At 59.6% G+C, this 13,339-nt stretch carries 11 protein-coding genes; 7 read left to right on the forward strand and 4 right to left on the reverse strand.

Annotated elements, in window-relative coordinates:
- Nucleotides 1-4 precede the first annotated feature (4 nt).
- From AC3WTM_RS09385 to cobA, 7 genes are all read left to right on the forward strand, one after another.
- Complete coding sequence (locus AC3WTM_RS09385) at nucleotides 5-580, forward strand: ANTAR domain-containing response regulator (protein ID WP_008048624.1); 576 nt, start codon at nucleotides 5-7, stop codon at nucleotides 578-580.
- Nucleotides 581-919: 339 nt separating this feature from the next.
- On the forward strand, nucleotides 920-2,131 hold the full coding sequence (locus tag AC3WTM_RS09390) for a nitrate/nitrite transporter (RefSeq protein ID WP_102668975.1): 1,212 nt from the start codon (nucleotides 920-922) through the stop codon (nucleotides 2,129-2,131).
- A 7-nt stretch (nucleotides 2,132-2,138) separates the two neighbouring features.
- Complete coding sequence (locus AC3WTM_RS09395) at nucleotides 2,139-3,806, forward strand: bifunctional protein-serine/threonine kinase/phosphatase (RefSeq protein ID WP_102668976.1); 1,668 nt, start codon at nucleotides 2,139-2,141, stop codon at nucleotides 3,804-3,806.
- 289 nt (nucleotides 3,807-4,095) lie between these two features.
- Nucleotides 4,096-6,549 carry a nitrite reductase large subunit NirB gene (nirB, locus tag AC3WTM_RS09400; RefSeq protein WP_102668977.1) on the forward strand — a complete coding sequence of 818 codons (2,454 nt, stop codon included), beginning with the start codon at nucleotides 4,096-4,098 and terminating at the stop codon, nucleotides 6,547-6,549.
- Entirely contained in the window at nucleotides 6,546-6,863 is a 318-nt protein-coding gene (nirD, locus tag AC3WTM_RS09405; RefSeq protein WP_046042889.1) for a nitrite reductase small subunit NirD, read from the forward strand. The genes nirB and nirD overlap by 4 nt, the downstream gene beginning before the upstream one ends.
- On the forward strand, nucleotides 6,863-9,580 hold the full coding sequence (locus AC3WTM_RS09410; protein ID WP_102668978.1) for a nitrate reductase: 2,718 nt from the start codon (nucleotides 6,863-6,865) through the stop codon (nucleotides 9,578-9,580). The genes nirD and AC3WTM_RS09410 overlap by 1 nt, the downstream gene beginning before the upstream one ends.
- A 10-nt stretch (nucleotides 9,581-9,590) precedes the next feature.
- Nucleotides 9,591-10,355: a uroporphyrinogen-III C-methyltransferase gene (gene cobA / locus AC3WTM_RS09415; RefSeq protein WP_102668979.1), complete on the forward strand. Its 765-nt coding sequence runs from the start codon at nucleotides 9,591-9,593 to the stop codon at nucleotides 10,353-10,355.
- Between the two features lie 73 nt (nucleotides 10,356-10,428).
- On the opposite strand, the gene AC3WTM_RS09420 is transcribed toward cobA, so the two are convergent.
- From AC3WTM_RS09420 to AC3WTM_RS09435, 4 genes are all read right to left on the reverse strand, one after another.
- On the reverse strand, nucleotides 10,429-11,460 hold the full coding sequence (locus tag AC3WTM_RS09420; RefSeq protein ID WP_102668980.1) for an OmpA family protein: 1,032 nt from the start codon (nucleotides 11,458-11,460) through the stop codon (nucleotides 10,429-10,431).
- Nucleotides 11,461-11,567: 107 nt separating this feature from the next.
- On the reverse strand, nucleotides 11,568-12,158 hold the full coding sequence (gene sigX, locus AC3WTM_RS09425) for an RNA polymerase sigma factor SigX (RefSeq protein WP_015096065.1): 591 nt from the start codon (nucleotides 12,156-12,158) through the stop codon (nucleotides 11,568-11,570).
- Between the two features lie 90 nt (nucleotides 12,159-12,248).
- On the reverse strand, nucleotides 12,249-13,073 hold the full coding sequence (locus AC3WTM_RS09430; protein ID WP_008048604.1) for a mechanosensitive ion channel family protein: 825 nt from the start codon (nucleotides 13,071-13,073) through the stop codon (nucleotides 12,249-12,251).
- A gap of 2 nt (nucleotides 13,074-13,075) precedes the next feature.
- Complete coding sequence (locus tag AC3WTM_RS09435) at nucleotides 13,076-13,324, reverse strand: hypothetical protein (protein WP_008017601.1); 249 nt, start codon at nucleotides 13,322-13,324, stop codon at nucleotides 13,076-13,078.
- Nucleotides 13,325-13,339: the final 15 nt, after the last annotated feature.

A 13,339-nucleotide genomic window follows, 5' to 3' on the forward strand; every position in this document is an offset into this window, starting at 1 on the left:
GAACATGCTGCGTATCCTGCTGATCAATGACACCGCTAAAAAAGTCGGGCGCCTGAAGGCCGCCCTGACCGAGGCCGGATTCGAAGTGATCGATGAATCCGGCCTGACCATCGACCTGCCCGAACGCGTCGAAACGGTGCGTCCGGATGTGATTCTGATCGATACCGAGTCACCGGGCCGCGATGTCATGGAACAAGTGGTGCTGGTGACTCGCGACCAGCCACGACCGATTGTGATGTTCACGGACGAACACGACCCCGATGTGATGCGACAGGCGATCAAGTCCGGTGTTAGCGCCTATATCGTCGAAGGCATTCACGCACAACGCCTGCAGCCGATTCTCGATGTGGCCATGGCACGCTTCGAAAGCGATCAGGCCTTGCGTGCCCAACTGCATGCCCGCGACCAGCAATTGGCCGAGCGCAAGCGCATTGAACTGGCCAAGGGACTGCTGATGAAAATGAAGGACTGCAACGAGGAAGAGGCCTACACACTGATGCGCCGCCAGGCGATGAGCCGCCAGCAGAAGCTGATTCAAGTGGCGGAGCAGATTATTGCCATGAGCGAGTTGCTCGGCTGAAGTTCTGTGGCGAATGTTCTATCGCCTTCGCGAGCAAACCCGCTCCCACAAGGGAGCTACGCCGAACACGAATCACCTGCGGGAGCGGGCTTGCTCGCGAATGGCGGTAACCCGGTTTCGGTTGTTGGCACAAATCTCGCTAAGTAATCACCACAGGTAACCAACGGCGGTTGCCCCACCTACGACAAAGACGTCGCTCACCTCATTTGCCCTTGGCGGATCGGGTAGCGGCGTTTTTTCGTTTTGGCCCCACAGCACGGGGCCGGTGGTGCGGCCGTATCGGCTCCCCACCTGCAAGCTCATGACTCCTTTCGAGACTCTTCACAGCTGAGGTGCGCAATGAATTCAAGCTTCTGGAAATCCGGCCATACACCCACATTGTTCGCAGCCTTCCTCTATTTCGACCTGAGCTTCATGGTCTGGTACCTGCTCGGTCCTTTGGCGGTACAGATCGCCGCCGACCTGCACCTGACAACGCAGCAACGGGGGCTGGTGGTCGCCACGCCGATTCTGGCCGGGGCGGTGTTGCGCTTTGTGATGGGGATGCTGGCTGATCGCCTGTCGCCCAAAACCGCCGGCCTGATCGGTCAGGTCATCGTGATCTGCGCGCTGTTCGGCGCCTGGAAACTCGGAATCCACAGCTACGAGCAGGCGTTGCTGCTGGGCCTGTTCCTCGGCATGGCCGGTGCTTCGTTCGCCGTCGCCCTGCCCCTGGCCTCGCAGTGGTATCCGCCGCAGCATCAAGGCAAGGCCATGGGCATCGCCGGCGCGGGGAACTCGGGCACGGTCCTCGCCGCATTGATCGCCCCGGTGCTGGCGGCGGCGGTTGGCTGGAGCAACGTGTTCGGTTTCGCCCTGATTCCGCTGATTCTGACCCTGATCGTCTTCGCCTGGCTGGCCCGCAATGCCCCCGAGCGGCCAAAAGCCAAATCCATGGCCGACTACTTCAAGGCCTTGGGCGATCGTGACAGCTGGTGGTTCATGTTTTTCTACAGCGTGACATTCGGCGGCTTCATCGGTCTGGCCAGTGCCCTGCCCGGTTATTTCAACGACCAGTACGGCTTGAGCCCGGTGACTGCTGGCTACTACACCGCAGCCTGCGTGTTCGGCGGCAGCCTGATGCGTCCCTTGGGTGGCGCGCTGGCTGACCGGTTCGGCGGCATTCGGACTCTGCTGGCCATGTACACAGTCGCAGCGATCTGCATTGCCGTGGTCGGCTTCAATCTGCCGAGTTCCTACGCCGCACTGGCACTTTTCGTCTGCACCATGCTCGGTCTGGGCGCAGGCAATGGCGCGGTATTCCAATTGGTGCCCCAGCGTTTTCGCCGGGAAATCGGCGTGATGACCGGCCTGATCGGCATGGCCGGCGGTATCGGTGGCTTTGCCCTCGCGGCCGGCATGGGCGCGATCAAGCAAAGCACCGGCAGCTATCAACTGGCACTGTGGTTGTTCGCCAGTCTCGGCATTCTGGCCTGGTTCGGTCTGCACGGCGTAAAACGCCGCTGGAGAACCACCTGGGGTTCGGCCGCCGTGACGGCAGCGCGAGTCTGACGCCCCGATGAGCCTGCAACTGAGTTTCGCCGAAGCCAGCGCCATCGGTCCTCGCGAGGAAAACCAGGATGCCCTGCGCCTGGTCACGCCGGCTCCGGCGCTGGCCGCGAGCAAGGGTTACCTGTTCGCGATTGCCGACGGTGTCAGTCAGTGCGCCGATGGCGGTCTGGCTGCTCGTTCGACGTTGCAGGCGCTGGCATTGGATTACTACGCCACGCCGGAAACCTGGAGCGTTGCACAGGCACTTGATCGTCTGTTGTTGGCGCAAAACCGCTGGTTGCAAGCCAATGGCGGCGGACAACCGCTACTGACCACCCTCAGTGCACTGGTCCTGCGTGGCCGGCGTTTTACCCTGGCCCATGTCGGCGATTGTCGGGTGTATCGCTGGCACGCCGATCGATTGCAGCGAATCAGCGAGGATCACGTCTGGGACCAGCCGGGCATGCAGCATGTGCTGAAACGGGCGCTGGGGCTCGATCAACACCTGGTGCTGGATTTTCTCGACGGTGAGTTGCGCCCCGATGAGAGCTTCGTCCTGCTCAGCGACGGCGTCTGGGCCGTCCTGGGCGATACCGCCATTGCCGCGATCCTGCGCGATCAACCGGACTTGCACAGTGCTGCGAACACCCTGGTCAATGCTGCGCACTTGGCGGGCAGCCAGGACAACGCCAGCGCCCTGCTGGTGCGGGTCGATGCCCTCGGCGAAGCGAGCATTGGCGATGCGTTGATGCACTTACAGCAATGGCCACTGCCGCCTGCCCTGAAACCGGGTCAGGCGTTCGAGGGCTGGCAGGTCGAGGGGATCGTCGCACAGAGCCAGCAATCGCTGCTTTATCGCGTTCGCGACAGCCAGCAACAACCCTGGCTGTTGAAAACCCTGCCCGGTCGCCTGCACGACGATCACCAGGCCGGGCAAGCGTTACTGTCGGAAGAATGGTTTCTCAAACGCGTGGCCGGTCGACATTTTCCTGAAGTCCACTCCGCCAGTCAGCGTCAGCATTTGTACTACGTGATGCGTGAATATTCGGGCGCTACCCTGGCCCAACGACATGAGCAAGGCGGACCGCTGCCGCTGCCCCAGTGGCAAGACATCGCCGAACGCTTGCTGCGAGCGGTCGGCCTGTTGCATCGACGACAGATCCTGCATCGCGATATCAAACCGGAAAACCTGCTGCTGGGGGACGATGGTGAGTTGCGCCTGCTGGATTTCGGCCTCGCCTACTGCCCCGGGCTTTCGCAAGATCTGCCCTGGGCGCTGCCGGGTACACCCAGTTACATCGCACCCGAAGCCTTTCGCGGCGAAGTACCAACGCCACAGCAGGACTTGTACGCCGTCGGAGTAACCCTGTATTTCCTGCTCACCGGGCATTACCCCTATGGCGAAATCGAAGCCTTCCAGCGCCCGAGGTTTGGCCTCCCGGTCAATGCCAGCCGCTACCGGCCCGACCTGCCGGACTGGATCGCCCATAGCCTGGAGCGCGCCGTGGCGGCGGCCCCCGACCAGCGTTTCGAAACAGCGGAAGAATGGCTGCTGCTGATCGAACAGGGCGAGCGCCACAGCTTGAGCGTGCGCCCCAGGCCCTTGCTGGAGCGCGAACCGCTGAAAGTCTGGCGAACATTGGCGCTGATATCGTTGCTGCTCAATCTGGTGCTGCTGATGGTTGCGCTCCATTAGCGGGCAAAGCGCCTTGAATCGGTGCACTCCCTCACGGTTCTGCCCTTGTGAACGGGGAAAATGCCAACAAACACGGGATATGAGCGACTTGGCATAACCACTGCATTACCTCCTTCAACAGACATACAGCGCAGGCTTCAACGACGAAGGTTGCACTTCCCGAGAGAACGGGACCAGGACAAAGGCGTCCTCGCTAGGCAACTAGCGGGACGCCTTTTTTTGTTTGCGCAAAATTTGTCGAGCACGGCCTGACCCTGATGAGGCAGGCCCGAGCTCCCCGGAGAACCTGATGAAAAAACTAAAACTGGTGATGATCGGTAACGGCATGGCCGGGGTCCGGACCCTGGAAGAGCTGCTCAAACTGAGCACGGAGCTGTACGACATCACGGTCTTCGGTGCCGAACCGCACACCAACTACAACCGCATCCTTCTGTCGCCGGTGCTGGCGGGCGAACAGACCTTCGAAGAAATCGTGCTCAACGACCTGGACTGGTACCTGGAAAACAACATCAAGCTGCTGCTCAACCGCAAGGTGGTGGAGATCGACCGGGTCAAGCGCCGGGTCATTGCCGAAGACGGCAGCGAAGCCGAATACGATCGCCTGCTGATCGCCACCGGCTCGACGCCTTTCATCCTGCCCATTCCCGGCAACACCCTTGACGGCGTGATTGGCTACCGCGACATCGCCGACACCCAGGCCATGATCGACACCGCGAAAACCCACCGGCACGCCGTGGTGATCGGCGGCGGCCTGCTCGGCCTGGAGGCCGCCAACGGCCTGATGCTGCGGGGCATGCACGTCACCGTGGTGCATATCGGCGAGTGGTTGCTGGAGCGGCAACTGGACAAGACCAGCGGCCAGTTGCTGCAAACCGCGCTGGAATCTCGCGGCCTGCACTTTCGCCTGTGCGAGCAGACCCAGGCCTTGCACGACGCTGGCAACGGCCGGGTCGGTTCGGTGCAATTCAAGAACGGCGACATCATTCCCGCTGACCTGGTAGTGATGGCCGCCGGCATTCGCCCCAATACCGAACTGGCGGAGAAATCCGGCATTCCGTGCAGCCGCGGGATTCTGGTCAACGACACAATGCAAACCTACGACCCACGGATCTATGCCATCGGCGAGTGTGCCAGCCACCGCGGTATCGCCTATGGTTTGGTGGCGCCGCTGTTCGAACAGGCCAAAGTCTGCGCCAACCACCTGGCCCAACTGGGTTTTGCCACCTACAAGGGTTCAGTGACCTCGACCAAATTGAAGGTTACCGGTATCGACCTGTTTTCCGCCGGCGACTTCATGGGCGGTGAAGGCACCGAGACCATCACCCTCTCGGACCCGATTGGCGGCGTCTACAAAAAACTGGTGATCAAGGATGACGTGCTGGTGGGCGCCTGCCTGTATGGCGATACGGCGGATGGCGGCTGGTATTTCCGGCAGATCCGTGAAAACCATGCCATCAGTGAGATTCGCGATCACTTGATGTTCGGTGAAAATGCGCTTGGCGACGTAGGACATCAAGGCCAGGACAAAGCCATGAGCATGGCCGACAACGCCGAAGTCTGCGGCTGCAACGGTGTGTGCAAAGGCACCATCGTCAAGGCGATCCAGGAGCACGGGCTGTTCAGTGTCGACGAAGTCAAGAAACACACCAAGGCTGCCAGCTCCTGCGGCTCGTGCGCGGGTTTGGTGGAGCAGATCCTGATCAACACCGTGGGCGGCGCCGCCGACGTCAAGCCGAAAAGCGAAAAGGCCATCTGCGGCTGCAGCGATCTCAACCACGGGCAGATCCGCCAGGCCATCCGCGAGCAGCACCTGCTGACCATCGCCGGCACCATGAGCTACCTGAACTGGCACACACCCAACGGCTGCGCCACCTGCCGCCCGGCGCTCAACTACTACCTGATTTCCACCTGGCCTGGGGAAGCCAAGGACGATCCGCAATCGCGCCTGATCAATGAACGCGCACACGCCAATATTCAGAAAGACGGCACCTACTCTGTAGTCCCGCGGATGTGGGGCGGTGTGACCAACCCTTCAGAGCTGCGGCGCATTGCCGACGTCGCCGACAAGTACAACGTACCAATGGTCAAGGTCACCGGTGGCCAGCGCATCGACTTGCTGGGCATCCGCAAGCAAGACCTGCCCGGGGTGTGGAAAGACCTGGACATGCCATCCGGCCACGCCTACGGCAAATCCATCCGCACAGTGAAAACCTGCGTCGGCAGCGAGTTCTGCCGCTTTGGCACACAGAACTCCACACAGTTGGGCATTGAACTGGAACATGACCTGTTCAACATGTGGTCGCCACACAAAGTGAAGCTGGCTGTCTCCGGTTGCCCGCGCAACTGCTCGGAAGCCGGTATCAAGGATGTGGGAATTATCGGTGTGGACTCCGGCTGGGAGATGTACATCGGTGGCAACGGCGGGATCAAGACCGAAGTCGCGGAATTCTTCGTCAAACTGAAAACCGCCGAAGAAGTGCGCGAATACAACGGTGCATTCCTGCAGCTCTATCGCGAAGAAGCCTTCTACCTCGAACGCACCGTGCACTACCTGCAACGGGTCGGCATGGAACACATCAAGAAAGCCGTGCTGGAAGATCCGGAGCGTCGCAAGGCGCTCAACGATCGTCTGCAATTCTCCCTGTCGTTCGAACAGGACCCGTGGAAAGAGCGCCTCGAGCAGCCTCAGCTGAAAAAAGAATTCGACGTCATCCCCGTGAAAAACCTGGAGGTGCTGGCATGAACTGGCTGGATATCTGTGCACTGGAAGAGATCAATGCCCTGGGCTCGCGGATCATCGCCGGGCCAAAGGGAGACATCGCGATTTTCCGTACCAGCGACGACGAAGTGTTCGCCCTCGACGACCGCTGCCCGCACAAGGGCGGCCCGTTGTCCCAAGGTCTGGTCTACGGCAAGCGTGTGGCCTGCCCGCTGCACAACTGGCAGATCGACCTGGAAAGCGGCGAAGCCCTGGCCCCGGACATCGGCTGTGCCCATCACCATCTCGCCCGGGTGGAAAATGGGCGGGTGATGCTGGCACTGCGGGATGCAGGCTGATGGACCGCCAGATCACTGCGTCCACCTGCTGTTACTGCGGGGTCGGCTGCGGGGTGCTGATCGAGCACGACGGTTCACGCATCCTCGGCGTCAGCGGCGACCCGGTGCACCCGGCCAATTTCGGCAAACTGTGCAGCAAGGGTTCGACCCTGCACCTGACCGGTGACTTGACGGCGCGGGCGTTGTACCCCGAACTGCGCCTCGGTAAAAGCCTGGCCCGCCACCGCACCGATTGGGATACCGCCCTCGATCACGCCACCAGCATGTTTGCCGCGACCATTGCCGAACATGGCCCGGACAGCGTGGCGTTCTACATTTCCGGGCAACTGTTGACCGAGGACTACTACGCCTTCAACAAGCTGGCGCGAGCCCTGGTAGGCACCAACAACATCGACAGCAATTCGCGCCTGTGCATGTCCTCGGCGGTGGTCGGCTACAAGCGCAGCCTGGGTGCAGACGCCCCGCCCTGCAGCTACGAAGACCTGGAACTGAGCGATTGCGTGATGATCGTCGGCAGCAACATGGCCTACGCCCACCCGGTGCTGTTTCGCCGCCTGGAAGCAGCCAAATCCCGCCGGCCGCAGATGAAGGTCATCGTCATTGACCCACGTCGCACAGATACCTGCGATCTGGCTGATCTGCACCTGGCGATCTTGCCGGGCACCGATGTCGCCTTGTTCCATGGGATTTTACATCTGCTGCTGTGGGAAGACTGGATAGATCGTGACTTCATCAGGGACCACACCGAAGGCCTGGCCGAGCTGAAAAACCTGGTGCGTGACTACACGCCGCAAATGGTTTCACAGCTCTGCGGTATCAGCCTCGGGCAATTGCAGCAATGTGCCGAGTGGATCGGCACATCACCGAGCTTTCTGTCGCTGTGGTGCATGGGGCTTAACCAATCCACCGCCGGCAGCGCGAAAAACAGTGCATTGATCAATCTGCACCTGGCCACCGGGCAGATCGGTCGTCCCGGCGCCGGACCTTTCTCCCTCACCGGTCAGCCAAACGCCATGGGCGGACGGGAAACCGGCAGTTTGTCCAACCTGCTGCCCGGTCACCGTGACGCTGCCAATGCACAACACCGTGCGCAAGTGGCGTCCTACTGGGGCGTCGAGCAACTACCGGAAAGCCCCGGGCTCTCTGCGATCGAATTGTTCGAGCAAGTGCGTAACGGCAAGATCAAGGCGTTGTGGATCGCCTGCACCAACCCCGCGCAATCCATGCCGGACCAGGCGGCCGTGCGCGCAGCTCTGCAAGCCTGCCCGTTCGTGGTGTTGCAGGAAGCCTTCAGCACCACTGAAACCGCGAAGTTCGCCGACCTTCTGCTGCCCGCCGCCAGTTGGGGGGAAAAGGAAGGTAGCGTGACCAACTCAGAGCGGCGCATTTCCCACGTACGCCAGGCAATTGTCGCACCGGGTGAGGCGCGGCCGGACTGGGCAATCACCGTAGATTTCGCACAACGCCTGGAAAAACACCTGCGTCCCGGCCAAGCCAGCCTGTTTGAATTTGATAATCCCGCTCAGGTCTTTGACGAATATAAACAACTGACTCAAGGTCGCGACCTGGATCTGTCCGGTATCAGCCATGCACTGATCGATCGTCTCGGCCCGCAACAGTGGCCCTTCCCTGCGGGTGCCGTTGAAGGCACGGCCCGGCTGTACGTCGACGGAGTATTTGCCACTGCCAATGGGCGCGCGCAGTTCGTTGCCGATCCATACCGTGCCGCCAAAGAGCAACGCGATGCACGCTTTCCGCTGACCCTGATCACCGGTCGCCTGCGCGATCAATGGCACGGCATGAGCCGCACCGGCACCGCTGCGCAGCTGTTCGGTCATGTCAGCGAAGCGGAGTTGAGCCTGCACCCGGACGAACTGCGCCGCCATCGCCTGCAGCCGGGGGATCTGGTCAGCCTGAAAAGCAGGCGCGGTGCAATCGTCGTCGCGGTTGCCAGCGATGACAGCGTGCGTCCGGGCCAGGCCTTTTTGCCGATGCATTGGGGCGACCGTTTTCTCAAGGGCGGGGTGAACAGCCTCACCCTGCCCGCATTCGATCCTTTGTCGAAACAGCCCGAACTTAAACACAGCGGCGTTCGCCTGGATCCGGTGGATTTGCCCTGGAAACTATTCGCACTGATCGAGGGCGATGTTCAACGGCATTTTGAGACGCTACGACCGCTCTGCGAGGCGTTTTCCTACGTCAGTCTCAGTCTGGTTGGCCGTGAGCGCCCTGCCCTGCTTGTACGGGCTGCCAATACTTCAGCACCTTCGGCAGAGTTGCTAAGCGAAATCGATAAAACCCTGGCGCTCGATGACGGCCCGGTACTGGCTTACGACGACCCTCGACGGGCCATAGGCAAGCGCGTGCGGATCGAAAATGGTCGGATCACTGCCATTCGACTGGCCGGTGAGACCCTTGCCCAGCACTGGCTACAGGGGCTGTGGCTCGAAGGTCGCGCGGACCAGCAACTGCGGCGCTGGCTGCTTGCGCCGCTGAGCGCACCACCGGGCAATCTCGACACACCCTTCAACTCGAACAAGATCCTGTGCAATTGCAAGAACGTCGGCCAGAACGCGATCTGCGCCGGCATCAGCCGTGGCCTGGACTTGCAGGGGCTCAAGCAAGAACTGGGTTGCGGCACTCAATGCGGGTCCTGCGTTCCGGAAATCAAACGCCTGCTGGCTGCTACGGCGCAGCCAGTCACCGTCTTCTCGTGAGGAAAACACTATGAGTGCAAAAGTCTGGCTGGTAGGTGCGGGCCCGGGTGATCCGGAGTTGCTCACGTTGAAGGCGGTACGTGCCTTGCGCGAGGCAGATGTGGTGCTGATCGATGACCTGGTCAATGTCGCGGTACTCGAGCATTGCCCTGGGGCGCGGATCATTCCGGTGGGCAAGCGTGGCGGCTGCCGCTCTACCCCGCAAGCGTTCATCCATCGCCTGATGCTTCGTTATGCCCGTCAGGGTAAATGCGTAGCGCGACTCAAGGGCGGCGATCCATGCATTTTCGGACGCGGTGGTGAAGAGGCGCAGTGGCTGCGTGAGCGTGGGGTCGAAGCCGAGTTGGTCAACGGCATCACTGCCGGACTGGCAGGGGCAACGCAATGCGATATTCCGCTGACTTTGCGCGGTGTAGCCCGTGGTGTCACGCTGGTCACTGCACACACCCAGGACGACAGCCAATTGAACTGGCAGGCATTGGCCCAAGGTGGAACGACGTTGGTGATTTACATGGGAGTGGCCAAGCTCGGTGAAATCCGTGAGCAGCTATTGGCCGGCGGCATGGCGACGGATACGCCCGTGGCCATGATTGAAAATGCCTCTTTGCCCCATCAACGGGAATGTCGGAGCACTCTCACAGACATGGATGAAGCGGCCTACAGATTCCAACTGAAAAGCCCTGCCATAATGGTGATCGGTGCAGTGGCAGCCTGTGCAACTCAATCGCTGTGGGAGCGTGAATTGCCTGTGATGGCGGCAGATCAGTCAGCGTAGTTTCAGCTGTTTCACCAAATTGCAGACAAAGAAAAGCCCGGCCTGAGCCGGGCTTTTCAGAGCTGCGAGCTAATTACTTAGCTTGAGCTTCAACCTGCGCTTCTACGCGACGGTTAACTGCACGACCAGCGTCAGTTTTGTTGTCAGCAACTGGGCGGGATTCGCCGTAGCCAACAGACTGAACGCGGGACGATTCAACACCGTACTGGTTGGTCAGAACTTGTTTAACGGCGTTTGCACGACGCTCGGACAGTTTCTGGTTGTAAGCGTCAGGACCGACGGAGTCAGTGTGACCTTCAACAGTAGTGGTGGTGGATGGATACTGCTTCATGAAGTCAGCCAGGTTCTTGATGTCGCCGTAGCTGTTTGGCTTGACTACCGACTTGTCGAAGTCGAACTTCACGTCCAGCTCAACACGAACAACTTCAGCAACTGCCGGGCAGCCGTCAGCGTCAACAGTTACGTTGGCTGGGGTGTCTGGGCACTTGTCAACGTTGTCGCAAACGCCATCGTTGTCGCTGTCAGAGCAAACTTCCGGAGCTGGAACTGGAGCAGCAGCTGGCTTGCTGCCGCCGCCGAAGTTCACACCGATACCGACGCTAGGAGCCCACTCGGTGTTGCCCTGGTCGATGTTGTACTGAGCTTCAACGCCAGCACGGGCGTAGAAGTTGTCAGTGAAGTACAGCTTGGCACCGCCGCCAACGTTGGCGAAGGTGGAACGGTTACGACCGTTCGAGCCGTTCTGGTCGATGCTCTGGTCGGAGAAACCGCCCGAGACGTAAGGACGCAGCATGTCGCCTGGGTTGTTGAAGTGGTACAGAGCGTCCAGAGCGGTGTTCGCGCCCTTAACGTTCTTGCCGTCGTTTGCACGGGCGTTGTGCACTTCGTCGTAGGCCAGACGCAGTTCTACGTCGTCTGTCAGGAAGTAACCGATCGAACCACCCGGCAGGATGCCGTCGTTCTTGAAGTTACGGTCGCTATCGAAATATTGCTTCTTTGCGTAGCCTTCGATTTCAACTGCGCCTTGGCCCTGTGCCAGAGCGCCGATGGAAGTGGCGGCAATAAGAGAACCAATGGCCAAGCCCAAGGTGTTTTTCAGTTTCATCCGTTAAATCCCCATCTGGTGATTGTGAAGCAGTCCCGCAAACCGGGGGACAACTCGGCGGCAAGTCTAACAGAACTTGCCTACACGTAAGAGATATTTGCGCTGAACTAAGTTTCAGCAATGCCTGCAAATTTCTCACGCAATTTATCTAGAGCGCGTTTGTACCGCATTTTTGTTGCGCTCAAGCCCATATGCATGATGTCTGCGATTTCCTGAAACTCCAGTTCTGCGACAAATCGTAGCACCAGAATTTCACGGTCAATCGGATTCACATACACCAACCAGCGATCAAGTCCGCCTTTTTCCTCAGGTTTCGGCGTCTTTTCTTCGGACGCTTCCTCGAGGGGGTCAAGACTCAATGCGTCCATCAAGCGACGCTTTCGCCGTTCCTTTCGATACTGTGTGATGCACTCGTTGTACGTGATGCTATATAGCCACGTCTTGAACTTCGATTTACCTTCGAAGTTCTTCAGGCCATACAGCACCTTCAACATGACCTCCTGACAGACATCGTCTGCGTCGCGATCGTTCCCTAGATATCGTGCGCACACGTTAAATAATGTTCGCTGGTAACGCCGCATCAGTTCTTCATAGGCGCGTGTTACGTGAAACAGCTCGGTATGCGAGCGCGCGACCAACTCCTCATCAGAGAGCTCGCGGGGGTCGTAGCGCATGGATAACGATTGGGCTTTATTCAAAACAAGTCGGGCCGACAGTCAGGTCAATGTCCGCCGCAGCCAGCGTGAGCAGGCATTTTGCGGCGGCATACATTAGCAGGGTTTGCCGGGTTAGCGGCTACTCACATGCTGCTCAAGGAGGATCCGATTGGAAAGAGAGACTAGCTCACCCTCATCGGTCAGCAATGTGGTTTTAACCGTGCCGATCTCTTCGATCTGGCCTTCGACCTCGCCAACACGCACTTGTTGCCCAACCTGGTACAGCTCACGCACGTAGATTCCCGCAAGAATCTGGCCGGCAATTTCCCGGCTTCCCAACCCCATGGCCAGCGCTACTGCCAGACCAACGGTTATCAACACAATCACGATCACATGATTCAGCAGGTCAGTCTTGACCTCCAGCTGGCTGATCGCAACAGAAATACTGATGATGATCACCAAGCCTTGGGCAATCCGTCCAAGCCCTGAAGCATAGTCCAGCCCCACGCCTTCTGCCGCTCCGCGCACCAGCCCGTTGGCCAGTTGCGCCAGCAAGACACCGACCAGCAACACCAGCGCCGCACCGAACACTTTCGGCAAATACAACGCAAGCATGTCCAGCGTAGCTGAAACTCGCTCAAGGCCAAGGGATTCTGCGGCAGAAACCAGAAAAATCAGCAGAACGAACCAATAGACGATTTTGCCGATCAGCGTCGAAATAGGAACTTGCAACCCTGCACGGGACAGCAATTTGGTCAGGCCGGTGCCACCCATCAAGCGATCAAGGCCCAGTTTGGCGAGCAACTTCGAGAGCAAGGTGTCCAGCAGTTTGGCCACAACAAAACCCAACAGCAGCACAACCAGTGCGCCGAACAGGTTCGGAATGAAGTTCGCAACCTTGGTCCACAACGCAGTCATTGCAGTGACGAGGCTCTGAGTCCAGAGATCAAGTTCCATATTCAATCAGCCTTATCAGCAGTGCGAGCAGTAGGTTTACGAAGACGGGATACCGGCGCGACATGGGCCGATCCATTATTCAGGGCGATCATCAGTGCGGGCAACCAGCGCCCCAGCAGGCTGAACAGATCACCTGCGCCGACCTGGCGGTTGGCGGTTTTCAGCACACGCCCCAAGCACGCATCGTCGTCCCGGGTGGACGGTGAGGCATTGAGCATGTCGCGTAAAGACTGTTCAAACGGATCGTGCATACGCACCTCTCGTGA

Source organism: Pseudomonas sp. EU05-FHT14B02 (genome assembly GCF_058791055.1).